This window comes from Psychrobacter sp. NG254, from assembly GCF_015277735.1.
Lineage (GTDB): Bacteria > Pseudomonadota > Gammaproteobacteria > Pseudomonadales > Moraxellaceae > Psychrobacter.
Map to the genome: position 1 here is coordinate 318,387 of NZ_JADHDA010000005.1, position 26,977 is coordinate 345,363.

At 45.3% G+C, this 26,977-nt stretch carries 22 protein-coding genes; 10 read left to right on the plus strand and 12 right to left on the minus strand.

Annotation, left to right across the window (positions count from 1 at the left end; genetic code table 11):
• The first annotated feature begins 400 nt into the window (after positions 1-400).
• From IP510_RS10745 to IP510_RS10755, 3 genes are all read left to right on the plus strand, one after another.
• A complete protein-coding gene (locus IP510_RS10745; RefSeq protein ID WP_194364836.1) occupies positions 401-1,237 on the plus strand; it encodes an amino acid ABC transporter substrate-binding protein in 837 nt (278 codons plus the stop codon).
• 53 nt (positions 1,238-1,290) lie between these two features.
• A complete protein-coding gene (locus tag IP510_RS10750; protein WP_265087595.1) occupies positions 1,291-1,974 on the plus strand; it encodes an amino acid ABC transporter permease in 684 nt (227 codons plus the stop codon).
• Between the two features lie 75 nt (positions 1,975-2,049).
• Positions 2,050-2,796 (plus strand): amino acid ABC transporter ATP-binding protein, encoded by a 747-nt coding sequence (locus IP510_RS10755; protein WP_194364837.1) that lies wholly within the window; start codon positions 2,050-2,052, stop codon positions 2,794-2,796.
• A gap of 119 nt (positions 2,797-2,915) precedes the next feature.
• On the opposite strand, the gene IP510_RS10760 is transcribed toward IP510_RS10755, so the two are convergent.
• From IP510_RS10760 to IP510_RS10780, 5 genes are all read right to left on the minus strand, one after another.
• Positions 2,916-3,863, minus strand: coding sequence for a DMT family transporter (locus tag IP510_RS10760; protein ID WP_194364838.1), 948 nt, complete (start codon positions 3,861-3,863; stop codon positions 2,916-2,918).
• Between the two features lie 368 nt (positions 3,864-4,231).
• A complete protein-coding gene (locus IP510_RS10765) occupies positions 4,232-4,975 on the minus strand; it encodes a lysozyme inhibitor LprI family protein (RefSeq protein WP_194364839.1) in 744 nt (247 codons plus the stop codon).
• 7 nt (positions 4,976-4,982) lie between these two features.
• The gene (locus IP510_RS10770; RefSeq protein WP_194364840.1) at positions 4,983-5,630 is read right to left on the minus strand and encodes an anthranilate synthase component II; all 648 of its coding nucleotides are present in this window, start codon (positions 5,628-5,630) and stop codon (positions 4,983-4,985) included.
• Positions 5,631-5,724: 94 nt separating this feature from the next.
• Positions 5,725-7,137: an anthranilate synthase component I family protein gene (locus tag IP510_RS10775; RefSeq protein WP_194364841.1), complete on the minus strand. Its 1,413-nt coding sequence runs from the start codon at positions 7,135-7,137 to the stop codon at positions 5,725-5,727.
• A gap of 87 nt (positions 7,138-7,224) precedes the next feature.
• A complete protein-coding gene (locus tag IP510_RS10780; RefSeq protein WP_194364842.1) occupies positions 7,225-7,500 on the minus strand; it encodes a Trp family transcriptional regulator in 276 nt (91 codons plus the stop codon).
• Positions 7,501-7,970: 470 nt separating this feature from the next.
• Between IP510_RS10780 and IP510_RS10785 the strand changes: the two genes are divergently transcribed.
• Positions 7,971-10,046 carry a TonB-dependent receptor domain-containing protein gene (locus IP510_RS10785; protein ID WP_194364843.1) on the plus strand — a complete coding sequence of 692 codons (2,076 nt, stop codon included), beginning with the start codon at positions 7,971-7,973 and terminating at the stop codon, positions 10,044-10,046.
• Positions 10,047-10,214: 168 nt separating this feature from the next.
• Complete coding sequence (locus IP510_RS10790; RefSeq protein WP_194364844.1) at positions 10,215-11,546, plus strand: PepSY-associated TM helix domain-containing protein; 1,332 nt, start codon at positions 10,215-10,217, stop codon at positions 11,544-11,546.
• Positions 11,547-11,644: 98 nt separating this feature from the next.
• On the opposite strand, the gene IP510_RS10795 is transcribed toward IP510_RS10790, so the two are convergent.
• The 4 genes from IP510_RS10795 to IP510_RS10810 all read right to left on the minus strand — a co-directional run bounded on the left by IP510_RS10795 (position 11,645) and on the right by IP510_RS10810 (position 15,861).
• On the minus strand, positions 11,645-12,403 hold the full coding sequence (locus IP510_RS10795; protein ID WP_194364845.1) for an ABC transporter ATP-binding protein: 759 nt from the start codon (positions 12,401-12,403) through the stop codon (positions 11,645-11,647).
• Positions 12,404-12,499: 96 nt separating this feature from the next.
• Entirely contained in the window at positions 12,500-13,585 is a 1,086-nt protein-coding gene (locus IP510_RS10800; RefSeq protein WP_194364846.1) for an iron chelate uptake ABC transporter family permease subunit, read from the minus strand.
• Between the two features lie 83 nt (positions 13,586-13,668).
• Positions 13,669-14,724 carry an ABC transporter permease gene (locus tag IP510_RS10805; protein ID WP_265087592.1) on the minus strand — a complete coding sequence of 352 codons (1,056 nt, stop codon included), beginning with the start codon at positions 14,722-14,724 and terminating at the stop codon, positions 13,669-13,671.
• An 81-nt stretch (positions 14,725-14,805) separates the two neighbouring features.
• On the minus strand, positions 14,806-15,861 hold the full coding sequence (locus IP510_RS10810) for a siderophore ABC transporter substrate-binding protein (protein ID WP_194364847.1): 1,056 nt from the start codon (positions 15,859-15,861) through the stop codon (positions 14,806-14,808).
• A gap of 463 nt (positions 15,862-16,324) precedes the next feature.
• On the opposite strand from IP510_RS10810, the gene IP510_RS10815 reads away from it, so the two are divergent.
• From IP510_RS10815 to IP510_RS10825, 3 genes are all read left to right on the plus strand, one after another.
• A complete protein-coding gene (locus tag IP510_RS10815; RefSeq protein WP_194364848.1) occupies positions 16,325-17,296 on the plus strand; it encodes an energy transducer TonB in 972 nt (323 codons plus the stop codon).
• A gap of 108 nt (positions 17,297-17,404) precedes the next feature.
• Positions 17,405-18,085: a MotA/TolQ/ExbB proton channel family protein gene (locus IP510_RS10820; RefSeq protein ID WP_194364849.1), complete on the plus strand. Its 681-nt coding sequence runs from the start codon at positions 17,405-17,407 to the stop codon at positions 18,083-18,085.
• A gap of 131 nt (positions 18,086-18,216) precedes the next feature.
• Positions 18,217-18,618 (plus strand): ExbD/TolR family protein, encoded by a 402-nt coding sequence (locus IP510_RS10825; RefSeq protein WP_194364850.1) that lies wholly within the window; start codon positions 18,217-18,219, stop codon positions 18,616-18,618.
• A gap of 169 nt (positions 18,619-18,787) precedes the next feature.
• Here IP510_RS10825 and IP510_RS10830 read toward each other — a convergent pair whose 3' ends face one another.
• Positions 18,788-19,321: a DUF2799 domain-containing protein gene (locus IP510_RS10830; RefSeq protein WP_227669669.1), complete on the minus strand. Its 534-nt coding sequence runs from the start codon at positions 19,319-19,321 to the stop codon at positions 18,788-18,790.
• Positions 19,322-19,721: 400 nt separating this feature from the next.
• On the opposite strand from IP510_RS10830, the gene IP510_RS10835 reads away from it, so the two are divergent.
• Both IP510_RS10835 and topA read left to right on the plus strand, forming a co-directional pair.
• A complete protein-coding gene (locus IP510_RS10835; protein ID WP_194364851.1) occupies positions 19,722-20,318 on the plus strand; it encodes a hypothetical protein in 597 nt (198 codons plus the stop codon).
• A gap of 279 nt (positions 20,319-20,597) precedes the next feature.
• Positions 20,598-23,252, plus strand: a complete 2,655-nt coding sequence (gene topA, locus IP510_RS10840) for a type I DNA topoisomerase (RefSeq protein WP_194364852.1) — start codon at positions 20,598-20,600, stop codon at positions 23,250-23,252.
• 93 nt (positions 23,253-23,345) lie between these two features.
• Here topA and IP510_RS10845 read toward each other — a convergent pair whose 3' ends face one another.
• Both IP510_RS10845 and lon read right to left on the minus strand, forming a co-directional pair.
• Positions 23,346-23,903: a superoxide dismutase family protein gene (locus IP510_RS10845; RefSeq protein WP_194364853.1), complete on the minus strand. Its 558-nt coding sequence runs from the start codon at positions 23,901-23,903 to the stop codon at positions 23,346-23,348.
• A gap of 298 nt (positions 23,904-24,201) precedes the next feature.
• Entirely contained in the window at positions 24,202-26,799 is a 2,598-nt protein-coding gene (lon, locus tag IP510_RS10850; RefSeq protein WP_227669671.1) for an endopeptidase La, read from the minus strand.
• Positions 26,800-26,977 lie beyond the last annotated feature (178 nt).

Genomic DNA, 26,977 nt, shown 5'->3' on the forward strand with positions numbered 1-26,977 from the left:
CGTCATTCTCGCTAAGCATACTAATGTATAACTTGCACTCGGTTTCCTTGTATCGAAATTATATTGAACTGACTATACCTTACGTATGCTCACTGATTTTGTACGTCTTTTCGGTCTAAAGTGAGATATTATATCCATAAGCTGCTATTTAATGAGCAGCAATTGTCATTGACTGAATGCGCTATAATAATTGAACAATCGTTAAAAATTAAAATATAATATAGAAACAGTATTGAAAAATAGCTCAAATAGCCTCAAATCGGGCAACCAAAGCCGAATATCGCAGGGCAGGTATTAACTACTGCCTTCACATGTCGGCTTTTCCCTATTTATTGGCATTATACGTTTTATTAATATTCATCATTTTCACTCTATTCATTTACTCTTATAAGGACGTCTTATGAAACGTCGTACGCTTTTAGCCCTTGCTGCCAGCACTATGTTCCTTGCCGCTTGTGGCCAATCTACTACCAATGAAGCCGATACTGGTGCGACTGACAGCGCTGCTGCAGGCGGTTCTGATTTGCTACAACGTATCAATAATGGCGGCACTATCAACGTCGGTACAGAGGGCACTTATCCTCCGTTCACGTATCATGATGAGAGTGGCAAGCTGACAGGTTACGATGTCGAAGTCACGCGTGCAGTGGCGGATAAATTAGGCGTAGACGTTGAGTTCAAAGAGACTCAATGGGATGCGATGCTAGCAGGTTTGGATTCAAAACGCTTTGATATGGTGGCCAACCAAGTCAGTTTGACCACGCCTGAGCGTCAAGCGAAGTACGACAAAGCCACGGCTTATAGCTGGTCAGGTGCAGTTGCTTTAGCATCGACTGATGACAATCGTTATAGCTCTTGGGATAACTTAAAAGGTCTACGTACCGCACAATCACTCAGCAGTAACTATGGTGAGTTGGCAGAGCGTTATGGCGCAGAAATCGTCCCTGTTGACGGTATGGCACAAGCGATTCAGCTAGTGAAGCAAGACCGTGCTGACTTTACAATGAACGACAATCTAGCGGTACTTGATTATCTTAAGAAGTTCCCAGATTCTGATCTTGAGATCAAACTGACAGCCCCTGCGAGTGAACAAACTGGTTCAGGCTTAGTGCTCATCAAAGGTGATGATGCTGTGTTGGCAAAACTGAATGAAGCGATGGCGGCATTGGCTGCTGACGGTACGCTCACCAAGCTTAGTGAAGAGTTCTTTGGTGCTGATATAAGTCAGCAAAAATAATGTTAGCCTCTATAACCTCAATGCTGGCTGAATTACTGGCATTACTGCCATTTATGAGTCCTGATCGGGCGCAGATCGTCATCTCGTCGTTTTGGCCAATGCTCAAAGGCGGTATCTATTATTCGATACCGCTGGCACTGATCTCGTTTGTGATTGGTATGGCCATTGCCTTAGCGGTAGCATTGATTCGTATCATTCCGCGTGCCAGTTGGTACCATGAGGTCATTTATCGATTAGCCCGTGTCTATGTCTCTGCGATTCGCGGTACACCGATGCTGGTGCAGTTGTTTATTATCTTCTATGGTCTGCCAAGTGTTGGGGTCAAGCTTGATCCCTTTCCCTCAGCGATTATTGCATTCTCACTGAACATCGGTGCGTATGCATCGGAGACGGTGCGGGCCTCGATTTTGTCGATTCCAAAAGGGCAGTGGGAAGCAGGTTCAACGGTTGGCTTGACGTATCTACAGACGTTCCGCCATGTGATTTTGCCGCAGGCGCTCAGAGTGTCAGTTCCGCCATTGTCTAATACCTTTATCAGTCTGGTAAAAGACACCTCATTGGCGTCATTGGTACTCGTCACTGAGCTATTCAAACAAGCGCAGATTATCACGGCTCGTAACTATGAGTTTATGCTGGTATATACTGAAGCTGCGATTATTTATTGGGGTATCTGTCTGTTCTTGACCTTTATCCAAGGCAAGCTTGAAACTAGGCTAGATCGTTATGTGGCAAAGTAGACCATTGCTATTGGCACAACAGGCATCAGCACAACTAAGACTAGAAATACAGAGACCAGCACAACAGGAATTTTTATGATCAGAGTCACTAATATTCATAAAGCTTTTGGTGGCAATCAAGTGCTCAAAGGCATCGACTTGACCATTAATAAAGGCAAGGTGGTGGTAATATTAGGGCCTTCAGGATCGGGTAAGACGACGTTTTTGCGTTGTCTCAATGCGCTAGAGATTCCTGATCAAGGTGTGATTGCTTTTGATGATGACAGCTTGAGCGTCGACTTTGCCACTAAGCCCAATAAAAAAACGTTATTGGCCTTACAGCGTAAATCAGGCATGGTATTTCAGTCTTATAATTTGTTTCCGCATAAGACGGCCATTGAAAATCTGATGCTTGGGCCTACTGTGGTTCAAGGGCAGAGCAAAGCGCAAGCCCGTTCACAGGCATTGATATTACTAGAGAAAGTAGGTCTGTCGGACAAAGCAGATCTCTATCCGTTTCAGCTATCTGGTGGTCAGCAGCAGCGTATTGGTATTGCCCGTGCGCTGGCTATTGAGCCGTCGTTACTGTTGTTTGATGAGCCAACCTCCGCGCTTGATCCAGAGCTGGTACAAGACGTCCTTGAGACCATGAAGCAGCTAGCGTCTGAAGGCTGGACGATGGTGGTGGTGACGCACGAGATTAACTTTGCTCGTGACGTCGCTGACCATGTGGTGCTAATCGAAGATGGTGTGGTCGTCGAAGAAGGCAGTGCCAAGCAGTTGTTTGAGCTGTCAACGCATCCTCGTACGCAGGCATTTTTACAACGTATCGAAAAGCAATAGAGCTAGAGTGCTGTGCTTCTACTGTAAAGTGAAGGTCTGAGTCATATAAAGCCCTAAGCAATAAAAAGCCCCAATCATGTTGTCATGGTTGGGGCTTTTTTATAAAGATATCAAAAAATTTATATCTTTTGCCGTTTTTTAAACCAGCGTGGCACGCGAGTCGCAGTACCGTTCAGCATGGCATTCAATAAAGCGGCCAATAGAATGAGTATCACGCCCACATACTGAATCAATGACAGGGATTGATGTAGTAATATGGTCGCAAGGGCAATGGCTGTCAACGGCTCAAAGATGGTAAAAACGGATGCGCGACTGGCAGGCAGTTTCTCCAGTGCTTTCATATATAGCCCAAATGGTACAACGGTGCTTAGCAAAGAAAGCCCTAGCACATAGCCCCAAGTCATTAGCGGTAGGGTCAGTAGCTTCTCATACGTATGAGAAGTTTCTGGTAAGAGTAGCAGCATACCAGCACTGATAATAATCGAGGTAAAAAATACCAACGGGGCAGGGTGAGCATCGTGCATCGCGCGTTTGCCAAGCACACCGTATAGGGAGTAGCACATCCCTGATAATAGCCCCAACACAATACCCCAGTTGACTTGTGCCTGCTCGCCTAACATGGTCAAACCCACGCCAAACACAGCCATTAGCGCCAGCAGGGCTGATTTTCTCGTAATAGATTCATTGAGCAAGAGTGCCGAAAATAACAAGCTAAAAACCGGTGCAGTATAGAGCAGAGCAACAGCAGGGCCTGCGCCCACATAGCTGACGGCAAAGAAATAGCAGACCGACATACCAAGGACACCTATCACAGACTGTATCGCCAGTCCAATCCATTGCTTTGGTTTCAATTTAACGAGATGTGGCCATAGTTTTGGGAGCATGGCTAGAATAATAAAAGCAGCCGTGACGATACGTAATATGGTCACTTGCCAGCCGCTAAAGCCTATTTGATTGAGGTAGGTAGAAAATATACCCAACGTGCCCCAGCAGATAGCTGCCGTGATGATTTGAATGATGCCTATCCATGAATTTGGTGATGGCACTGCGGTATCCATGTTCGCCATATCGTTTTCTTATTATTATCTGAATGATACAATCTTTTGCAAGATTACCCGTGGTTCAAACGCGCCAAGCAATACTGAACAAACAAAAGACAGCCTTATTATAGGCTGTCTTTTGTTTGTTATTTGAGTCTATCATGAAAATATGACTGAGTCGCTCAGAAATACTAAGGTATGTTGAAAATAGGCGATAGGCATGACTGATATTAGCTTTACAGTCAAAGAAATCTAAAACAGCTACAAGGCAGCCGACCGCAGATTGTACATATAGTACCTCTAGGGAGGGTAACACCGTAGCGGTTTAGTCGTTCGCTGACTATAGCAGAAGAACGCATCGAATTTATAAGGATTAGAAAAGTCTAGGAAACGCCCTAATCAATCCACAAAAACCACGCTTGCTCTCGGGCACTATTTTGCTGGATAAAGCACACTTTCTCCGCTTGGGTTCTGGGCTGATGTGAGACATCAGCACCGCAGTTTTTTGAGCGCTGCTTTATCCATTCTACTTGCTCTTGTCTTAAGCTGGACTCCATTTTCTTGCCATAGAGGCGTCTGACTGTCTGCCGTGTATTATTGTAGCCATTATTTAACGTTTGGTCGGATGTTTTATACATCGTATCAATCAGTTTGGCTTGCGAGGCCAATGGCAAATACGTGCGGTTTTCTGTGTAGAGAAAAGTATCGCTATCTGTCGTCCAGTTACTGGTTATGTATAGCTCATTATTTAAGGGATCTATAAATCCATTGAAGTCTTCACCCTTAAATGTATAGCCCTGAAACCCACAAGGGGTCACGCCATCATTACAGACACTGTGCTTGGTTTTGGCCGGATAAAGCTTAACGGGATAAGGCGTGTTACCGAGTCTTTTGCCCGCCAGCTTTGTTTGAAGCAACAGCCCTACATCAGGTGCGACCAGTAGCATATTGTCACAAGTCACGTTGCCTTCTGCACAGTCTTCATAAAGGTTCAGGCGCTGACCTTGAACGTCCATGCCCAATATAAAGTTTGCCTCGATAGGTGCCACTGCTGAGCTCATAAAAGTCACTAGCATCAGGCTAGCAAACACTGTCATACGTGTGAATGCGCGCTTTATATTTGGGGATGTGATAGACATGATGGATCTATACCTGCATTAAAAAATTACTCAACAGACGCTTAGCACCTTCAGTCGCAAATGACTCTGGGTGAAACTGTACGCCTTGGATTGGATAGTCTTTGTGCGCCAGTCCCATAATCTCATCACCAGTCAGAGCTGACTCATCAAAGCTCAAATCCGCACGGCTGTCATTGGCGACCACAGATGTGATCGTGAGGCAGCTTGGTATGGTATCGGCTTTTACGATTAGTGAATGATAGCGCATGATCTCAAGCTCTTGAGGCAAATCTTTATAGATGCCTAAACCATCATGGCGAATGGAGGATACTTTGCCATGCATCGGCACACTTGCCCGTATCACATCGCCACCGAATACATGCGCGATGCCTTGCATGCCGAGGCACACACCCAGTAGTGGCGTCGTTTTACCCATCACTTCGATCACTTCGGCACAGATACCAAAGTAGGCCGGATCATCGGGAGAGCCTGGGCCAGGTGAGATGATGATTCTATCAAGGTTCATCGCTTGCACATCTGCTAGGGTAATCTCATTGTTGCGTTTGACGATGACGCTGGCTTCTTTATCACCGCCTAAAGTTTGCAAAATCTCGCCCACATATTGGTAGAGATTAAAGGTAAACGAGTCGTAGTTGTCGATAATTAAAACATTCATGGGGCATAAACTCTTTTGTAAAAATATAGCTAGGTAAAATATGGTCAATGTACAAAGTACGTTTGTTATGGATTACGGCTGGTACAAACGACAGTTACATAAAGCTGCCTAGCACCACTTTCATCGCCGACAGTTTGCGCTGAATCTCTAAGTACTCATCAGCTGGGTTTGAGTCATAAACGTTGCCGCCGCAAGTTTGGGCATAAGCCGACTCGCCGCTGATAAAGAGGCTACGAATCGGAATAGCAAAGATACAATCACCATTAAAGTTGAAAGACCCTAATGCACCGCCATAAGCACCGCGACCATCTGGCTCTAGCTCATTGATGACTTTGATGGCTTCTACCTTGGGCGCACCTGATAAGGTGCCAGCAGGGAAGTTGCTCGCAAGCGCACTAAACATATCTTCGTTAGGATGTAAGATACCGACGATTTCAGAGGAGATATGCTGCACGTGCGAGAAGCGCTTAATATCCATCAAGCTACGGACTTTTACCGTGCCAAATCGCGCTACACGGCCAATATCGTTACGATGCAAATCGACCAACATATTATGCTCAGCGATTTCTTTATCATCGTTGAGCAATGCGCGGGCAAGCTTACGATCTTCTATCACATCGACGCCGCGCTTGGCAGTCCCTGCTAGCGGATAAGTTTCCATTTCACCTTGGCGCAAACGGAATAGCAGCTCAGGGGATGCACCAATGATGCATTGCTGGGCAAATTTCATAAAGTACATGTGCGGTGATGGATTGACCGCGCGCAGCTTTTCATAGATTGGCATCTTATCACCAGCGATACGATACTTAGACTTAAAACCTACCTCACACTGAAAGATACGCCCAGAGATGATGTCTTCTTTGACTTGCATCACGACTTTGGCATGTTCTTCTTGACTCATGCCATCACCCAAAAACTCAACCGTTGGTGACTCATAGCTCGGCACTGTGGTATCAAGTAAGGCTTTGATTTGCTCGATACGGTTTTCTTGTTGCTCGGTTGGATAATAAAAGTAGAAGATTTCCCCCGTCATTTTATCCAGCGTCAAGCCATCTAAATACACGCCAAACTTAAAAGGTTCAAAGTCGTCGCTGGCTTTTGCATTGACACTCGGCTCAAAAAAATTCACGCAGTCATAGCCCAAGTAACCGACTAGGCCACCGCTTTGATCGCGAGCGATGACATGCTGTGGCGTGATGCTACGCAGCAGCTGATAGGGGTTATCAGTTTGGTACTGCTCGGTTTGAGCCGTTTTATTGTCAGTGATAGCAAGCGTGGTGCGGTCTAGTGCTGCAATGGTCATGACAGGATCAAAGCCTATCGCATGATGGCGTGAGATATGACTGTCTTCGCCTAATGATTCGAGCAAATAGCAAGTGTCAAACGCGCTTTCAATACGTTTGAATAATGCAAAAAAATCAATGTCTTGTGTGAGCTTGATACGCTTTGGCTTGCTCGGAATATCGATAGGAGCAGGTTGGGTATGCTGATAGGTACTAGAGGTCATAACAAAGTCCAAAATTCATCAAATGTGTGTCGATTAATAAGTAAGATAATAGTCAGTAAAAGGATAGAGAATATCGCAAGCAGTGGCTTAAGAGCAGTCTCTATGGGTGGCCAATAACGCGCTGACGTCATGGCTTTGCATGGCCTTAGCACCGCGTGAGACAGTGGCAATACCCACGCCTAGCTGCTCAGAGATATCACGTTGGGTGATACCGCGACCAAGCAAGTCAAATATCCGGATACGATTGGCGATGTCGTGCTGCTCTTTATCGGTCAGCAGGGCACTGAGTAGCTTTTCGATGTCTGCGCCATTAGTACAGTTCGTCAAATGTTTCACTAAGCTCTGATAAGGATCGGTAGTCATAATAGGTAATCTTAGCCAAAGAAAGTAGATAAGTCGCTCATCGAGCAATTTTTCGCTGAGAACTATCTTGTTTCAGTATTCTAGTACAGTAGTACAAGAAAAACAAGTGCCAGACCTTATCATTATTACTTATCAAAATAATTTCTATTTTCTCTCTTCAGTCAAATCTAAGCTGGTCGTCGTTTTAACGGTCAATAACCCCGTATTGACAGTCACTAAAATGCTTCATTTTATATTGACGGTTAGCCTGCAGCACTCGTGCAATTTTTTTATATTAATTATTGCCAAATTGTTAATACTTCGTTATGATGCCTCACTAATTAAATGCTAATAATTATCATTAACATTAATAATGTTATTCGCGTAGCGAGCTTGGACATATCAAAACCAAGTCGCTTAAAAGGCAGTGTTATAAGAGACCGTTTATCGACGGCTTTAAAAATTCTAATAGTAAATAAAGTGAGTGAGTTATGCGCGAAGTAAAGTTATCTAGTCAGTTGACCGTATTGTCTCTAGGGGTAGCCGCCGTATTGTGGACGCAGGCTGCCAGTGCTGCGACGGCAGCAGATATGCCAAATGCAACGTTGCAGACCATTACTGTGACTGCCAATAGTTCTGTACGTAAAGATGTACAAGAAGACTCTGTCTATATAGATGACTATACGCCAGCGGCACAAGCGAGCCATTTGAGTGACTTTTTAAACGTGGTACCAGGCGTAGGTGTGGGCGGTACGTCATCGGTCAATCAACGCATCCGTGTGCGTGGACTCGATGATACCAACCTAAAAGTAACGATTGATGGTGCCCGTCAAGAAGGCGCGTTGTTCTACCATATGGGTGATGTCACTATTGATCCCGACTTGCTAAAACAAGCTGAAGTATCAGTGGGTAATAACTCAGTCACGCTAGGCAACGATGCCATCGGCGGCGCGGTTGCTTTTGAGACAGTCGATGCAGCTGACTTACTCAAGCCCGGTCAAAAAGTAGGTGCTAAGCTTCATACAGGTTATGCTAGCAACAACGATGAGCTGCTAACCTCAGCCACTGTCTATGGCGCACCGGCAGAAAATGTGGATCTATTGGCTTATTATAGCAAGCGTGATGCCAATGCTGGAGAAGATGGCAAAGGCCGTGATATTCAAACACAAGATAGTGAAGGCGAAAACTTCCTATTGAAAGCGGGCGCTTATATTGCTGATGACCATCATGTAGGCGCAAGCTTTAGCCGTACTGAAAACAAAGGGTTATTCCCACTACGTCCAGATTTCCCAGCAGATGCTGGTTGGAACCCAATCATTCCGCAGGAAGTTAAACGCGATACCTATGCGCTTGACTACAATTACAAACCTGCCAACCAGTTGGTCAATGTAGATGCCAATGTCTATCAGACAAGCACGCAGATTTTGCGTAACTCTGATGGTGTACCTGGGTTTGAGTTTGATGCAGAAGTCAAAACTACAGGTGGCAAAGTACAAAACACCAGTGTTATCGATAGCAGCATTATCAATGGTGTGTCAGGCAGCCATAAGCTAATCGCTGGGGTTGAGCATTACAAAAAAGAATCTGAGATGTCACGAGACTTTGCTGATGCTAGTACCGATGAGGCAACCAATACCTCAGTCTATCTAGAAGACCAATGGCAAATGGGCAAGCTTAGCTTAACGCCGGGTGTTCGTTATGACCGTTACGAGTCTCCTGAGTATGTATCAGCGGGCAAAACGTATGACAATGTCGTAGGCGCACTAGCGGCCAGCTATGAGATTGCACCGCGCACCCAACTATTTGCGAGCTATACGCAGTTATTTAATGGTCCAGATCTTAGCCAAACCATCTTTAATACCGATGGCGCTGGTACGTATGTCAATGACGATCTAAAAGCAGAAGAAGGTGACAATGCAGAAGTGGGTATTGCGACAACGCTTCGCGGTCTGACCATGGCAGATGACTCTCTTAAGTTGAGCGGTAAGTACTTTGAAACTAATATCGAAAACTATATTGAGTTTGTACGTGCCGGTAGTGGTCGAGTCGGTTTGGATTGTGCAACAGGAGAACTAAATGGCAGCTGTCAGGGTGTCATTAATAATGACGAAGATTTCAAGATTAAAGGTGTAGAGCTGTCAGCTGATTATCGAGCAGATAAGTTTAACATGGGTCTAAGCTATGCTCGTGCACGTAGCAAAGGCGAAGACACGGGCTATAACATCGCTTCAGTTAGTGGTAGTAGCTCTGAGTCTGGTGACAAGTACATGGTCAACCTTGGCTATGCGCCAACTGAAACCACGGAGCTTGGCTGGCGCAGTACTTATGTGGCCGCTGTGACACCGAATACTGCTAGTGATGACAACGAAAAACCAAGCTATGATGTGCATGATATCTTTATGACATACACGCCAACGCAAGTTGAAGGTATAAAAGCCACGCTAGGTGTATACAATATCTTTGATGAGACGTATGCGAGCCATGCGTCACGTAACTCTATCGATGATGCTTATACTGATTTTGAAATGGGACGTAATATCAAAACGTCTTTAACTTATCAGTTCTAATTTAGCTTATCTAGCTTAATGTAAGTCTAATCGTATTTATAAAGTCAGCTGTCTTTACATGAGAGCTGGCTTTTTATTGCCTATTAGCTTTTAAAGTGGCTACAACAGCGATGAAATGCCAACTTATAAGCACCTACTAAAACAACATATGACAAAGAACCAAGACCAATGATTTCATTCAATCCTCGTCAAACCTGCCTATGGATTCACCGTTATACAGGGCTTGCTATGGCAGCCTTTCTAATCATTGCCAGTATTACAGGTACTTTACTGGCTTTTCATGATGAACTCGATGATGTTTTCAATCATAAGCTGGCCCATATAGAATCACAAAACACGCCGGTACTCTCCATCGCTGAGCTTCATGACAAGGTGATAACGACTTACCCAGAGCACAAGTTCTCAAGTATGCCAACGTCGATCGCAGCGGATAAATCCGTTGTATTTTCGGTTGACCGAAGCCGAGGCGATGATAAGGATATGGCCAAACCATCTTTTCAAGAGGTGTATGTCAATCCCCATACCAGTGCCATCATCGGTACTCGTGATAAGGAGGCGTGGGCATGGCACAATACGATGTGGAAAGTATTTTGGTTACATCGTGAGTTATTGCTCGGGGATATTGGTAAATGGATATTGGGCATTGTTTCAGTGGTCTGGACGATCAATTGTTTCATTGGTTTTTATCTAACCTTCCCGCGAGCAGTCAAATTAAATAAAACCAACATAGCCTCTGGCAAAAAGCGCGCCTCGTTTTTGAAGCGTTGGCTGCCTGCATGGAAAATCCGCCGCAAAACCAATCTCTTTAAGCTCAACTATGATCTGCATCATGCCTTTGGGCTATGGTTATGGCTCATGCTGTTTGTCATTGCGTGGTCGAGTGTCGGGTTTAACTTGCAAGCGGTCTATCAGCCAGTGATGCAAGCGGTGGTCGGACTGACACCAAGAGAGGGAAAACCTGCCAAACCTGAGTCAGATAACGCTTCAAAACGAGAAGGTCGAGCAGATAGAACGGCACATTCAAATGCGCCCGCTAATGATCGCTTAAATGATGCAGATGTAAGTACTCAAGTAGTCAATAAGACCAATAGCATTGCCTATCTAAGCGCGCAAGCCGATAGTGCCGCACAGCAGAATGGCGTGTCGGTGCAGCAGCTATTGGGTATCCGCTGGGTCGAAGAAGACAAGCAATGGCAGATGCGTTTCAAAACAAACAGAGATATTGGCAAAAAAGGCGGTGCTTCTTCTATCACTGTTGATGCGGCAACAGGCACTGTCGAGCGGGTTAATTTTGGTCATCAAGCTGCCTTTGGTAGTAAAGCAGACCAATGGCTCTCTACCCTGCATATGGGGCATATCAGCCAAGGTTGGGGACATCGATTGTACCAAGTGTTCTTGGCCATCATTGGTCTGGCGGTGGCGGTATTATCAGGGACGGGCGTCTATCTGTGGTGGAAAGGTCGACAGCAACGACTTAAAGCGTCGCAAAAACTTAAATAGATATTAAGACATAAAATTAATGTGCTCAATATAATGCTAGTACCAATGTGCTGGCACTATATTGAGTTTTTTATTGCGTACTTGAGTCTAACCACTCATTAAACCGTATCAACAATTACTGGACGTCCTTGATGACTTAGGACAGTGACATCGACGTTGTATAAATCTTTCATCGTTTCTTTAGTAATAACATCAGCAGGGCGACCAACAGCCGTCACTTCTCCTGCTTTCATCGTAACTACTGTATCTGCAAACTGTGCCGCTTGGTTGATATCATGCAGGACGATTACCACGGTTTTCTGCTGATTGTGGCTAAGCTGACGTAGTTCACGCATGAGTCGACCAGCATGATACATGTCTAGGTTGTTCAGTGGCTCATCGAGCAATAGATAGGGCGTATCCTGGCAGACAATCATAGCAATCAGCACGCGCTGACGCTGTCCACCTGATAGCGTTGACAAGAAACGCTCGGCAAGAGGCTCAAGCTCAAAGCGTTCGAGAATTTCTTGTACTTTTTGCTGATCGTCTGCGGTCGGTTGCCCTTGATGATAAGGATAACGACCAAACATCAGTAGCTCATGTACGCGCAGGCGCCCTTGTACTTGATTGTCTTGCCCGAGCATTGCCACCGTCTTGGATAACGTCCGAGCATGGCAACTGGCGATATCATGCTCACCAAAGCACACTTGCCCAGATTGTAGCGGTTGCAGGCGAGCCATGACCGAAAACAACGTAGATTTGCCCGCACCATTAGGCCCAATCAACGCAATCACTTGGGCAGGTGGCAGAGACAATGTGATGTCATGCAAGATTTGTTGTTTACCAATATGATGCGAGATGTTGTTCAATGTAATCATAGGGAGTCTTATCTCAAAAGTCTGATCTTAAAAATCTTATAAATGACGCAAAGCAGCTCTCATCTAAGCGATAGTTTTTTTAGCAGTGACACTCAGTTATAAAGAGCGACGTTGAGACATAAAAATCAATACCAAGAACATCAATCCGCCCGCTAACTCTATCACCACCGATAATACACCTGCCATGTCGAGCACTTGCTCAAAGATCGTCTGACCGAGCACTAAGCAAATCATAGCGACCAAGCTGACCAATATCAGTCGTTCACTATGATACATATGGCGAGCGATACGGTTGGTCAAGGCGCAGACCAATAGACCAAAGAAGGTTACTGGCCCAACCAATGCAGTGGCCGTAGCGACCAACACCGCAATAACGGTCAATAAGCCAAATGCCAGTCGCTGATAGTTAATGCCAAGGTTGATCGCTTGCGCTTGACCGAGCATCAATACATCGCACTGGTAACGCCAGCGCCACACAAATATCGCAGTGATAGCACAGATAAATAAACTGATACCCAGCAGCTGAGGGTTAACTGTGTTGAACTGTGCGTAACTAGCAGATTGCACCACCACAAAATCATCAGGATTGATCAGCCGTGCAATGAGTGCGGACAAACTGCGAAATAACACGCCAAAGATCACACCTACTAATATCAAGCGCGTCAAATCCTGACTGCTTTTAGAAAATAGTAGCTTAAATAACAATAGAGATGCCCCAAACATTAAGGCAATCTCTAGCGTGAATTTGGCAATAGGATCGAGACTGGTAAAGCTGATCGCACCTAAAAAGAAAACCAATAAGCTCTGCAACAGAATGTAGAGTGAGTCAAACCCAAGTAGGGAGGGCGTTAAAATTGGATTGTGGGTCAACGTCTGGAACAGTAAGGTCGACACACCAATCGCATAGCCAACCACCATCAGTGCCAGCAGTTTTTTGCCGCGCAGTGGCAGCGCAAAGTCCCAGTAACCATTGACATTAAGTGTCAGAAACAAAGCCATCGAAATGAGTAGAATGATGGCTGCGATAGATTTTGGATGATTAGCGATGAATGACCATAGTTTTGCTAGGCGACTCTGATCAGCGGTTGAATACTGGCTGTCTGGCGAAGATAAGTTACCTATCGCTGTGCTGGTTTTGGTGGCACCAGTTTTTGTAGCAATAAGCTTAGTTGGTGAGAACATACAAAAATCCTATGGTGCCAAGCCCTATTAAAGCCAAAAATGAACGATGGTAAGTGACCCTTAAAAGGTTGACACTCGCGATGCTACTGCTCAGAGGGCGCTCGCAATAACAGCCATAAAAACAGCACTGTACCAACCACGCCAAAGACCGTGGCGACAGGCACTTCAAACGGATAGCGAATCGAGCGCCCGATAATATCGCATAGCAGCACAGCTGAAGCACCCAATAGCGCGACTGCTGGCAGGCTACGACGTAACTTATCACCCATTAATCGGCTCACGATATTGGGTACGACCAAACCAATAAAAGGAATCATGCCAACAGTTACGACGACGACCGCGCTCATCATGGCGACCATACCAACGCCAATCCAAGTGACCTGACGCTTACTGATACCTAGGTTCAATGCGATATTGTCACCCAAACCGACGATGGTCAGCTTGTCGGCTATGATATAGGCCAATACGCACAGCGCACCCGTCAGCCACAACAGCTCATAGCGTCCGGCCAATACGCCCGAAAAATCACCAAACTGCCAGACGCTCAGCATCTGTAGTGACTCAGTTTGATAGGCGATAAAGGTAGTCACTGCTTCAATAATACCGCCAAAAACAATGCCAATCAGTGGAATCATCAAAAAATCGGTAGGCGGAATACGGTGAATCAGCAGCATAAATAGCATCATACCGAACACTGCAGCGATGGTTGCCACGCTCATTTTGACAATGAGTGCACTGGCAGGGAACAGCAGACTGACCACCAGCAAACCAAGTGCAGCGCTTTGAGTCGCACCGACCATAGAGGGCTCGACGAAGCGGTTTTTGAGCACCACTTGAATAATCATCCCAGCCACTGCCATCGCAATACCAGTCAAAATAATAGCGATGGTGCGGGGTATGCGGCTGACTAATAGGAGTGAGCTATCGGAATTGGCACTCTGAGTCAGAAGGCTCTGCAGGATACCTGACCATGAAAAGTCAGCCACACCAATAGACAAACTCAATAACACCAAAAGCCCCATGACAATGAGGCTTGCTGTATTGATGAACCACGGTGGTATGACAGTACATCGATATTTATGGTCTAGAGACTTGCTGGGGTTGATCCCAGCATGAGCACGGTGTGAAAATAACGACATAATCTCTACTGGCTTAAAAATGAGCAGTGTTAAAGGTAGTAATACTTACTAGCATAACAATCGACTGTATAGCAAACGACATTATTTAGTGCTAGTAAACGCGCCCTTAATCGTTGTCAAATCCTGCATCCATTGATAGTAGCCGCCAAATGCTAAGTAAGAGTCTGGGCTAAGATAAACCACTTGCTGCTTGCTCCATGCATTGGTCTGAGCAACCAATGGATTGTCTAATACTGCCTTGGCACCAATACCATCTTCACCAATCGCGGCACTGCGGTCAATGACAAATAACCAATCTGGATTGGCTTTTTGGATGTACTCAAAAGAGATCGGCTGACCATGAGGCGCATCGGCAATTTTGTCATCTGCCATCGGTACACCTAACACAGTGTGGATAAAGCCATAGCGAGACTTGTCACCATAGGCTGACATTTTATTGCCATTGACCATGACGACTAGGCCAGTACCTTTATTGTCTTTCGTCAGATTTTTGGTCTCAGTTATGAGTCCATCTATGTTCTGTTGTAGCTTAGCTGCCTGATCACTTTTACCGAATAGAGCACCTAGATCATGCAAACGCTGCTTGCTTGATTCATAGATGTTTGCCGTATCAATGCTCATATCTAATGTTGGGGCGATACTTGATAGCTCGTTGTATTTTTCTGCCATACGCGAGCCGACCAAGATGGCTTGTGGCTGCATGGCATTCAACGCTTCAAGATCTGGCTCAAACACCGTACCAACAGATTTTGGCTCAGGTTGAGTCTTAGCGTGCAAATTATCTAGTTTTAGACCACTTGGCGCGCCATCTACTGCCACATCAAGCGCTGCCAAATCTTGCATCAGCGTCATGTCATAAACGACGAGCGGTGAGGGATTGATTGCGAGCTCTACATCACCTTTTACTGTATCAATCATAATTTTTTCAGCAGAGACGGCATCGTTGCTCGCCACGTTCGCTGATTCATCAGCCGTTGGGTTTTCGGTTTTGGCATCGGCTGGCTCAGAGTCATTAGAATCAGGAGCGCTACAGCCTGCCAAGCCGGCAGTTGCTATCATCGCTGTCATAACAACAGTCAATAATGGGCGTTTGAAAAAAGGCGTAGTAGGTTGGCTAGATGATAGGGTAGTAGGCATAGTAAACTCGGTATATCGAAAAATGTGTGAGCAATATTTTATGGCGTGTCTTCAACGTGAAAGTAGTCATAAAAATGGCAATTAACTTTGAATTTTTGATGCTGCGTATTTTTAGCAAAACGGCATGAGCAAATCAGACAGCCGTCATGATAAAGTAGTTGAGACTCATTATCAATATAAATGATAATGGTTTTTATTAGCAATACTTGTCGTGTTAAAAAATAACTGGTGACATCTGATGCTATGAGGGTTATGTACGACCTCGATGATGAGACGTAATGGACAAATGATATCGATTAAAACGAAAGATTTGATGAACACAGCTGCCAAAAAACCTAGGTGTCAAAGCTAGGTGTTAAAGACAGTTTGGAAAGATAAAATATTATAAATTATTATTGATAATAATTATCGTTTGCATTATTATCTACGCCATTCTACTCTGAGTAATAAACATTAGGCTGTTATGAGTTCAACGGATTTAGACGCGCCACCACTTAGCTCAATACTGCTCGCTGTGATAGTCGTCATAGGACTACATGTGCTCACAGCAGTTGCCTTGGTGGCGATCAAAACACCTAAGCCAATACCTGAACCCCCAAAAAATACGCCACCTGTTGAGATACAGTTTGTGACGCTACCTGCTAAGACTGAGTCGCCTAAAACCCAAGTACAGGCAGAAAAACTACCAGCACCTGCCAAAAAAGAAGCACCACCACCGGTAAAGTCTCAACCAAAACAGCCACAAAAAACAGAGCCCGAACCTAGAAAACCTACTAAGACGCCCAAGACAATAGAAAAACCGGCAGAGTCTGTCGTAAAAAAACCAAAACCTAAAACGCTGCCTGTAATCGCTAAAGAACAGACACCGTCTGAAACCAAGCAAAAACCAATATTGCCCAAACCAGAGGTCGATACGTCAGCCGCTGATGAGCAGCGCAGACTCACTGAGGCACAAGCCAAAAAATCAGAACTAGAAGCGCATGCGAAAGCCGCTCAAGAAGCGAAAAGAGTCGCGGATGCCAAAGCAGAAGCCCAAGCAAAAGCTGCTAGAGAAGCAGCGGCAGCTAAGGCGACAAAAGATGCTGCGGCAGCCGCACAGGCTAAAGCTGCCGCTGAGGCAGCAGCGCAAAGTGATGAGCCGGTAAGTTTCACCGCCACTTCGGCCAACTGGGCCTCTGCGCCAAACCTCAGCTTCCCTGATCGTGCTGCCCGTCGTGCACGCTCAGGTGACACGCTCAATGTGGTGTTGGTATTACGAGTCAACAAGCAAGGCGGTATTGATAGTGTGCGAGTGGCCACCTCTTCGGGTAACCCTCTGCTAGATAAAGAAGCCCAGCGTCAAGTGCGATCAGGCAAGTTCAAACCTTTTACTAATAAGAATGGTGCACCTGTAGTAGGCAATGTGACCCTGCCTATCAGCTATACCGTTCCTTAAGTAGTTATATTTTATAACAACGTATGTACCAATAATCTTTCATAATCAGTCTAGACATGATGCTTGCTACGGTAGCATTTGATTGTACAAAACATTAAGGAGTCTGAAATGGACTTTATGCAATACTGGCAGATCAGCGACATGGTGACAAAAACGTTGTTCTTTTTGTTGCTTGCATTATCTATTCTCTCTTGGGTGACAGGTATCGTCCGCGTATTGCAAAGCCGTAAACTGGCGGCTAACGTGGCAGATGATTTAAGTCATCAGCTGCAGGCAAGACAGCAGGATTTGATAGGTTCTGATGCTGCCACTCGCCGTTTGGTGACTGAGCAGACTTTGCTCAAGCACATCGGTCGCTATCGTTTTGCAAGCGAGCGCGGTTTGCCTATTTTGGGTACGACAGCAGCGATTGCACCGTTCATTGGCTTGTTTGGGACAGTATGGGGTATTTTCCATGCCTTGCACAATATCGGTATGAGCGGGCAGGCAGGACTAGGACAAGTGGCGGGGCCTGTGGGTGAAGCACTGATTATGACAGGCCTTGGTATTGCTGTCGCCATTCCAGCCGTGGTGTTTTATAACCTTGCTGTACGTATCAATCGCCGCATCATGTATCAGGCCAATGATAGAGCGCATGATTTATTGGCACAATCGACTGGCCTAGCGGGCACAGCACCATCTGCGGTCAATAATTCTGCACCAGTATCTGCTGCAAAATCTATGAGCTCATCGGCAGCAGATACTCAAAACACGAGCCATTATAGTAACGCCGTATCAAAGCAGCTGTAACAGGCACCGATAAGTATAGCTACACCCGCTAAAATAATGAATCGATAGATAAGCCAATGAATCAGTCAGCGTATGAGTATCACTGAGCTATTTTGGCTATATAAAAAGAACCAACAGCATTGAGAGTAATTATGGCATTTCAACTGGGCGATGATGATGTACGCAGCATGGATGAGATGAATCTCATTCCGCTGATCGATATCATGTTGGTATTGATGATTATCTTTTTATTGACAGCAACCGTGCTGAATCCAACAGTACCTTTAGATCTGCCAGAGACCAGTGCGTCGGTGAACGAGACACCGCCAGAAGCCATTCAGATCAGTATTGATAAAGATGCAGGGATATTTTGGGACAGTGATCCCATCAGTATGGAGGAGCTGGAGACGCGCTTGCAACAGCAAGGGGCTGCTGGCAAAGACCCTTCTATACAACTGCGTGCGGATAAAGAAGGTAAGTACGACACGGTGGCTCAAGTGTTGGCAGCAGCCAGTGAAGCGGGACTGAGCAAGATAGCCTTTGTCAATGAGTAAAGCAACGCTATAAAAGGTATGGTTTTTGACATGATTGCCATCAGGCAGTTGCTAGATAGCCAACCACCGAGATGGTAGCTAATATAACGATAAAATAAAAACAATAAAATACTTTTTAACCTCACTAAGTACTTAAACCTCAAATTAAGTACTCAGTGGGGTTTTCTTTTTACCAGCCATACCGATATGGATGATAACCCAAACCTAGGTGCCCGTAGCCAAAGGGATAAGGCGAGCGCAAGTAATCGAGATCGCGCTGACGGATATGATAGTAGCGTCCTTGAGAGTACGCTTCTTCTAATTTCTCGATACCTTCTAGTGGGCAAACAGGCTGCCACTCATATCCTTCACGGCCTATTTTATAGGCATTGAGCTCGGTGCAGTAGTTTTTGAGCCCGAGCTGGCGACCTTGTTCCCACTGGATGCGATTGGGTGTTGCAGCGCCTATGCTGGCGCAGCTGTTGGCGTAGTGCCCAAAATATGCCCCTGAGCGACCAATACTACCATCTGCATGACCGACTTCTTTCCAGTTACTGGTTTGGCATTGCTGGGGGGTTAGACTTTGAGTAGTGGCACAGCCCGAGATTGCCAGCACGACTAAGCCCATTAATAACAGACTTACGCTGGATTTACTCATGAGCTTGCTTGTTAGCTTGCGAGCGTTATGATTGCTCGATGAGTTTGGCTTGATAAGATAATTCATAATAAACCTGCGCGCGTTTAAAATTATGGTTTATCATAGCACTTTTTTGGGTAGACAAGTTTTTGTCAGCTTTTATCACAGGGTTGTCTATACGTGTTAACTATATGATTTAACAGTATAACGAATGAGTTTATAGTGAGTGAGAGTGCCCGTTGTTGGGTGCTTATTAATAAGGACTGCTTGATTTTTAAAGGTTTGCGCTCATTATAAGTCTTTATAGATATAGAGGCGGCAGTTATAAGTCGCGATATTGTATAGTCAATCCTCTATAACAGCGTTAACCTCGGTTGAAGTATCACAGTTACCTCTGCACTCGGTTGACCTGACGCTCTTTTAAACTGAGTTAACTATATTTAAGCTGTATAGCATCATTTTCATTTCGTCAAAAGGTCAGACCGTTATGGGCACGTTGATTGGCATTATCATTGTACTATTTGTATTAGGGAGTATGATGGCGCTCAAACCTAACGGTATCGATCAGCGCTTGGATAAGCTGCGTATGACCGCGCGTCGTCTACAGCTCAATCCAAAGCTGGTCGGTTGTCCTGATTGGATAAAAGGTCGGGACAATGAATATGGCCGCGGCATGCTGGGTCAGTATTGCCTCGTGTTGGATGATATCAAACTGCCGCACACACGTTATCAGGTCATCGATGGCCAATGGCGACCGGACAGCAGTTTTGTGGATACAAGCTCAGAGGACAAGACGCTGACCATTCCAAGCGCCATTCGCTCAAGCCATATCACTACCACAGCAGCGGTCAATAAGACCCAATTTATCTTGGATAAAACCCCTCTTGATCTACCTGTGAGTATTGAGCCATTTGTCAAAGGCATGTTGACCAAGGCCAATAGCATTATCATTTATTGGGAAGACATCGCTTATGTTCGCCCATTGAGCAACCCTGCCTATCATCATACATTGATTGAAAGGGATCTACTGGCGCTCAAAGCCAATTTGGAAAAGTGGGCATTAGAGATGAAGCAGCAATCATAACGTTGCCTATGTATTTTCTATCGCCATTGAACGGTAATAACTCAGCGCTTGGTCGTATGTTAATTATTTAAAGTTGACATTTTCACGCTTAGCAGTGTAACTTCTTTATAACTATATCTTTATTTTATGGTTATTATTTGTTTTATAACCTTTTTTATCAGTAACTATTACTACTATAAATCACTGAACCAAGAGTATCAGTATTCATAAATTGCCACATTCCTCTATTTTTAATTTACTTATATCTTTTAATCTACTTATATTATGGTGTCGTCAACTATGGCAAAAACCACAACCAAAAAAAGTCCAGCAGCAGCTGTTGACAGCCCAAAGGGAAAGTCTTTGGTGATTGTAGAATCACCAGCCAAGGCAAAAACGATTAATAAATACCTTGGTGATGACTTTATTGTACGCTCAAGTATTGGTCATGTCCGTGACCTACCGGTCAGTGCGAGCAAAAGCGCAAAGAAAGCAACGACGGCTAAAAAAGATGAGAGTCTAACCAAAGAAGAAAAGGCTCAGCAGGCATTGGTGCGCCGTATGGGCGTGGATCCAGAGCATGACTGGGCGGCAGTGTATGAAGTGCTGCCAAACAAAACCAAAGTCATTAAAGAGCTTAAAGCCTTAGCCAAAGACGCTGACAAAATCTATCTCGCAACGGATATGGATAGAGAAGGGGAAGCAATCGCTTGGCATTTAAAAGAAGTCATTGGCGGCGCCGATAGTAAGTATGAGCGCGTGGTCTTTAACGAAATCACCAAATCCGCCATTCAAAATGCCTTTAAGCAGCCATCAAAGCTCGACATCGACCGTGTCAACGCCCAGCAAGCCCGTCGCTTTTTGGATCGCGTCGTTGGCTTTATGGTATCGCCACTATTATGGCAAAAAATCGCCCGCGGACTGTCTGCAGGTCGCGTACAGTCGGTTGCTATGCGATTGGTGGTCGAGCGGGAGCATGAAATCCGTGCATTTATTCCAGAAGAGTACTGGCAGATTCATGCAGACACGCATATCGCTACTAGCCAAAAAAACGCTGAGCAAATAGGCATCCGTCTAGAGGCGACCAAACAAGGCGGTAAAACCCTCAAGCTGGTAAATAAAGAACAGACTGATAAAGTCTTAGAGATACTAAATACCAGCGACTTCATCGTCAAAGAGCGTGAAGAGAAGCCAACGCAATCACGCCCAAGCGCGCCGTTTATTACCTCGACTTTGCAGCAGGCTGCCAGTACGCGTTTAGGCTTTTCTGTCAAGAAAACCATGATTTTGGCGCAGCGTTTATATGAAGCCGGTCATATTACTTATATGCGTACCGATTCGACGTTCTTGTCTGGTGACGCGCTTGCGGCGGTTCGTGGTCATATTGAAGACAGCTATGGCGCAAAATATGTACCAGAAAAACCAAACTTCTATGGCAATAAGCAAGGCGCGCAAGAGGCGCATGAAGCGATTCGTCCGTCTAATGTCACCATGAAGTCAACCCAGCTTAAAGGGGTTGAGCGTGATGCGATACGTCTGTATGAGCTGATCTGGCGTCAATTCGTGGCCTGTCAGATGCTGCCTGCCAAATATTTATCCGTGAACCTATTCGTTGGTGCCAATGATGTAGAGCTAAAAGCCCGTGGTCGTACCTTGGTGTTTGATGGCTATACCAGAGTGATGCCACCTGCCAAGACTGACGATACATTGTTGCCAGATGTCAAAAAAGGCGACCAGTTAATTTTAGACAAGCTAGACCCAAGTCAGCATTTTACCAAGCCTGCACCTCGTTTCACCGAAGCCAGTCTGGTCAAAGAGCTGGAGAAAAAAGGCATCGGCCGTCCATCAACTTATGCGTCTATTATCTCAACCATTCAAGATCGTGGCTATGTGAAGCTTGAGAACAAACGTTTATTTGCCGAAAAAATGGGTGATATCGTCACTGACAGACTGACAGCCAGCTTCCCAGACTTGATGGATTATACCTTTACCGCGGCGCTCGAGGACAAGCTCGATCACGTGGCAGAGGGTGAGCAAAACTGGAAAGATGTGCTTGATGACTTTTATGGTGAGTTCAAGACCACTCTGGATCGTGCCAAAGAAAAAGACGGCATGCGTCCAAATGACCCAACCGATGTGCCAGATGTCCATTGTGATATTTGTGATCGTCCGATGCAGCTGCGTACGGGATCAACCGGTGTATTCTTAGGGTGTACTGGCTATAATTTGCCACCGAAAGAGCGTTGTAAAGGCACTAAAAATCTAATGCCAGTCGAAGCATTTGCCAATCTGGATGATCCAGAAGGCGATGACGAAGCGGCCGAAGTCAAAGATTTGATGGAGAAAAAACGCTGTCCGAAATGTGGCACAGCGATGAACGGCTATATCGTGGATGGTGGTCTAAAGCTGCACATCTGCGGTAACAACCCTGACTGCGACGGCTATATTCTAGAAGAAGGTAAGTTTGAAGTACCAGGCTCAGATGCGCCAACTATCGACTGTAATAAATGTGATGGGCAGATGGAGCTAAAAACGGGTCGTTTTGGTCCATACTTTGCTTGTCAGAATTGTGACAACACTCGCAAAGTTTTAAAGACAGGCGAAGCTGCTCCGCCGCGCATGGATCCAATCCACTTGCCAGAGCTAAAATCGGTCAAGCATGAAGATTACTTCATCTTGCGTGAAGGAGCAGCTGGTATGTTCTTAGCAGCGTCTAAGTTCCCGAAAGTGCGCGAGACACGTCCGCCAAAGCTGGCTGAACTGCGAGAAATCAAAGATAAAATGGAAGACAAGTTCCAGTATCTGTTTGCAGGGCCAGATGAAGATCCTGAGGGCAATGCAACGATTTTGCGCTGGTCACGTAAGAAAAAAGAGCAGTATATTGGCTCTGAGAAAAACGGCAAAGCCACACGTTGGGGTGTGTACTGGCGTAAAGGCGAATGGGTAGAAGAATAAATATTTTTCTATCGATAACAAAAAAACCTCTCAACCATATACAATAGTTAAGAGGTTTTTTTTGATATCAATAATAGCCAAGGTCAGACACTATTAATTCTTTTCGATAATACCGCAAGCAACGCGGTCGCCTGCATTACCTGCTGGCTGACTGGTATAGTCATCCGTACCACCATGTACAATAAAGGCCAAACGGTTAACGCTGTATTTACCTGCTTCAACCGCAGATATTTTCTTGTTCACATAGTTGATGGTCGCCACGCCGTTTTCATTGGCGGTTAAGTTAGGTAAATCACCTGCATGACCATTCATATCGTCTGGGTTAGAATGTGGCTTATTGTCTGGATTAAAGTGACCACCTGCCGCTTTGCCCATATCGGCGCAGCTGCCTGTTTCATGAATATGCAGCGCTACGGTTTGACCTGGCTGTAGATTCATCAGCTTACCGTATACTTGTACGCCGTCATCCACTGGGCGTAAGAATACTTGACCGACTTCTTTTTTATCACTACTGACGGTGTGTATCGTTGATTTTAGAGCAGGTTGGTTTAATGGATTGCCTGTCTGCATTTGACCTTCTACTGTCTGGCAACCAGTCATCACTAACGCTGAACCGCATAATAGGGCACTTGCAAGCATTGTCTTATTCATTATTCTCTCCAATTATTTTAGTCATTATTTTTAGTCGTCATTAGCTTTCGAATATTTATGGTTATTGTTCTATTAAGACTCGTATAAATATTCGTTAACATCGGAGTTAGTATAGCCAAGCTAACTCTATAGTTATTCACCAAAAGCGCAACAATCAGTGAATAAATGTAAGTATCGTATGCTTTTAAAATCAGCACAAATACACGTTTTTTTGAAATAAACGTATAAAAAAGCCGCCCATCATGTGATGAGCGGCTTATTAGGATTAGTTAGGTTGAGTGAATAACAGAACCACTTATTAACTGTGTAATGCTTTACCTTTGGTTTTATCGACCGTCACTTTAGTAGGCTTGATTGGAACTGGCATACTGACCAATGCTACTTTTAATATCTCTTCAATCGTGGCAACTGGTTGAATGGTCAAACCTGCTTTAACGTTATCAGGGATATCAGCCAAATCACGCTCATTGGTCGCTGGAATCAAGACATGCTTAATACCGCCGCGATGCGCTGCGAGTAGCTTCTCTTTAAGACCACCGATGCGTAGGATTTTGCCACGCAGGGTAATCTCACCTGTCATAGCAATATCTGGACGAATGGCAATACCCGTTAACGCAGAGACCAGTGCTGTCGTCAATGCACCACCAGCTGATGGGCCATCTTTTGGCGTGGCACCTTCTGGCATATGAACATGAATGTCCATCGTTTTAAACGTCTCGTAGTCAATACCTAAGCTATCACCGCGAGCACGAACCACACTCATCGCCGCGCGAATTGACTCTTTCATCACGTCACCAAGTGAGCCAGTAAAGCTAAGCTCACCTTTACCTTTCATGGCGACTGCTTCGATAGTTAATAACTCACCACCGACTTGTGTCCAAGCCAAACCAGTAATACGGCCAATCTCAGGCTCTTCTTCAGCCAGACCATAGTCATACTGATGCACACCTAGATAGTCATCGATGTTCTTGTCATCGACTGTCACTAGCTGACGTTCTGCTTTTTTCGGAGCACGTGCGCCATGAGTTTCAACCGAACCGCGTACCACTTTACGGCAGATTTTATTCACTTCGCGCTCAAGGTTACGGACACCTGCTTCACGCGTATAGCTACGCACGATGCTGTGCAAAGCCGCTTCTACAATCTCAATCTCACCCTCTTTGAGACCGTTATTCTTGATCGCTTTTGGCACGAGGTACTTCTGTGCGATATTCACTTTTTCTTCTTCGGTATAACCCGGCAAGCGAATAACTTCCATCCGATCAAGCAGCGCAGGCGGAATATCCATGCTGTTTGCCGTACAGATAAACATCACTTGCGACAAATCTAAGTCCATATCTAAATAATGGTCGTTAAACGTATCGTTCTGTGAGGGATCTAACACTTCAAGCAATGCTGATGCTGGATCACCACGGAAATCTTGCGCCATCTTATCGATTTCATCCAATAAGAATAGCGGATTTTTGACTTCGACTTTAGCCAGTGACTGAACGATTTTACCTGGCATTGCACCGATATAGGTACGGCGATGACCACGAATTTCCGCTTCATCACGCACGCCGCCAAGCGCCATACGTACGAACTTACGACCAGTGGCACGGGCAATCGATTCACCCAATGAGGTTTTACCGACACCTGGAGGACCGACGAGACATAGAATCGGGCCACGAAGTTTTTTCACACGTGATTGCACGGCGAGGTATTCCAAGATGCGGTCTTTCACATCTTGCAGGCCATAATGGTCTTCGTCTAATACAGTTTTGGCTTTGTCTAAATTGATTGAAACTTTGGTCGTCGCATTCCACGGCGTGTCCAAAATCCACTCAATGTAGTTGCGTACAACTGACGATTCACTCGATGCAGGCGGCATCATCTTGAGCTTTTTAAACTCTTGCTCAGCTTTTTTGCGCACATCTTCTGGCAGGTCAGCGTCTTCTAAGCGCTGCTCTAGCTCAGCCACATCATCTTCACCATCGAATGCACCGTCATTCATGTCTGACAGCTCATTTTTGATGGCTTTCATTTTTTCGTTCAAGAAATATTCGCGCTGATTGTCTTCCATCTGCTGACGAACCGCTTCTTGGATGTCCTGCTCGATGTTTTGCTCAGCACTTTGCTTGACCAGATATTCCGTCAAGGTGTTGATGTGGGTTTTGATATCGTCTTTTTCTAGGAAAGATTGTTTGATATCAAGGTCCATCGACACACGAGTTGAGATGAAGTACACAAGCTCAAGCAAGTCATCAATACGCTTGGCCACGCGAGTCAGCTCACGGGCATTGCGCAGGCGCGCATCTGCATAGCTTTCGAATAGGGCTGTTAACGCCTGAATGGTGTTCTTTTGCTGGCTCTCATCCATGCTGACATCAAGATCGGCACGCTCAAATCTCGCCATCAATAGCTCGTCATGACTTTCGATATTATCGACACGGGCGCGGTACTGACCTTCGATCAATACTTTGATGCAATTCTCATCACTGTCATGCGGCATGGTGCTGACGATTCGGCATACCGTACCGTACTGATACAAGTTGTCTTGATCAATGTCTTCGGTCAGTGAGTCTTTTTGAGCGACGACCAGTACTTTATTGCCATACTCAGCCTGTGCCAGCTCAACGGCTTTTACCGATGGCGCGCGTCCCACAAAGAGTGCAATTTGCATATGCGGATAGACGACGACGTCACGTAATGCCAGCAGTGGTAAATAGCTTTCATCTTCGTCATCTTTGACAGTGTCAGATGAGGCAGTTAGTTCATCCGTGGATGAGCTCTCTGTCTCATTATCCGCGTCAGCACTGATATTAGCGTCAGTGCCAGTCGTTGTGTCAGTGTCAACGTTAAGGGCAGATGATACATCGATGTCGATGTTGTCTTTATCAATATTATGTTCACTCATGTATTTTTCCTCGTTCCCCAGACTTGTAAAGTCAAGTTCGTGGTTCATCTTTAGATAAATGGTGTTCACACAAAAAATTGCAAGGCTGATTGGCAAAGTCGCCTGCTTATCTTTGCTAAATAGTTGCTTGAGTACCCAGTAAACAATGCTATTAATGTCGGTAATGCTGTTTCGTCAA

Coding starts and splice junctions, on each gene's coding strand:
- IP510_RS10765 (WP_194364839.1), bottom strand. CDS start 4,975: ATGTCTATCACATCCCCAAATATAAAGCGCGCATTCACACGTATGACA.
- IP510_RS10770 (WP_194364840.1), bottom strand. CDS start 5,630: ATGAATGTTTTAATTATCGACAACTACGACTCGTTTACCTTTAATCTC.
- IP510_RS10835 (WP_194364851.1), top strand. CDS start 19,722: ATGGGCACGTTGATTGGCATTATCATTGTACTATTTGTATTAGGGAGT.
- IP510_RS10750 (WP_265087595.1), top strand. CDS start 1,291: ATGAGTCCTGATCGGGCGCAGATCGTCATCTCGTCGTTTTGGCCAATG.
- IP510_RS10820 (WP_194364849.1), top strand. CDS start 17,405: ATGGACTTTATGCAATACTGGCAGATCAGCGACATGGTGACAAAAACG.
- IP510_RS10755 (WP_194364837.1), top strand. CDS start 2,050: ATGATCAGAGTCACTAATATTCATAAAGCTTTTGGTGGCAATCAAGTG.
- IP510_RS10780 (WP_194364842.1), bottom strand. CDS start 7,500: ATGACTACCGATCCTTATCAGAGCTTAGTGAAACATTTGACGAACTGT.
- IP510_RS10775 (WP_194364841.1), bottom strand. CDS start 7,137: ATGACCTCTAGTACCTATCAGCATACCCAACCTGCTCCTATCGATATT.
- IP510_RS10795 (WP_194364845.1), bottom strand. CDS start 12,403: ATGATTACATTGAACAACATCTCGCATCATATTGGTAAACAACAAATC.
- IP510_RS10785 (WP_194364843.1), top strand. CDS start 7,971: ATGCGCGAAGTAAAGTTATCTAGTCAGTTGACCGTATTGTCTCTAGGG.
- IP510_RS10845 (WP_194364853.1), bottom strand. CDS start 23,903: ATGAATAAGACAATGCTTGCAAGTGCCCTATTATGCGGTTCAGCGTTA.
- IP510_RS10800 (WP_194364846.1), bottom strand. CDS start 13,585: ATGTTCTCACCAACTAAGCTTATTGCTACAAAAACTGGTGCCACCAAA.
- IP510_RS10760 (WP_194364838.1), bottom strand. CDS start 3,863: ATGGCGAACATGGATACCGCAGTGCCATCACCAAATTCATGGATAGGC.
- IP510_RS10745 (WP_194364836.1), top strand. CDS start 401: ATGAAACGTCGTACGCTTTTAGCCCTTGCTGCCAGCACTATGTTCCTT.
- IP510_RS10825 (WP_194364850.1), top strand. CDS start 18,217: ATGGCATTTCAACTGGGCGATGATGATGTACGCAGCATGGATGAGATG.
- IP510_RS10815 (WP_194364848.1), top strand. CDS start 16,325: ATGAGTTCAACGGATTTAGACGCGCCACCACTTAGCTCAATACTGCTC.
- IP510_RS10830 (WP_227669669.1), bottom strand. CDS start 19,321: ATGAATTATCTTATCAAGCCAAACTCATCGAGCAATCATAACGCTCGC.
- IP510_RS10805 (WP_265087592.1), bottom strand. CDS start 14,724: ATGTCGTTATTTTCACACCGTGCTCATGCTGGGATCAACCCCAGCAAG.
- topA (WP_194364852.1), top strand. CDS start 20,598: ATGGCAAAAACCACAACCAAAAAAAGTCCAGCAGCAGCTGTTGACAGC.
- lon (WP_227669671.1), bottom strand. CDS start 26,799: ATGAGTGAACATAATATTGATAAAGACAACATCGACATCGATGTATCA.
- IP510_RS10790 (WP_194364844.1), top strand. CDS start 10,215: ATGATTTCATTCAATCCTCGTCAAACCTGCCTATGGATTCACCGTTAT.
- IP510_RS10810 (WP_194364847.1), bottom strand. CDS start 15,861: ATGCCTACTACCCTATCATCTAGCCAACCTACTACGCCTTTTTTCAAA.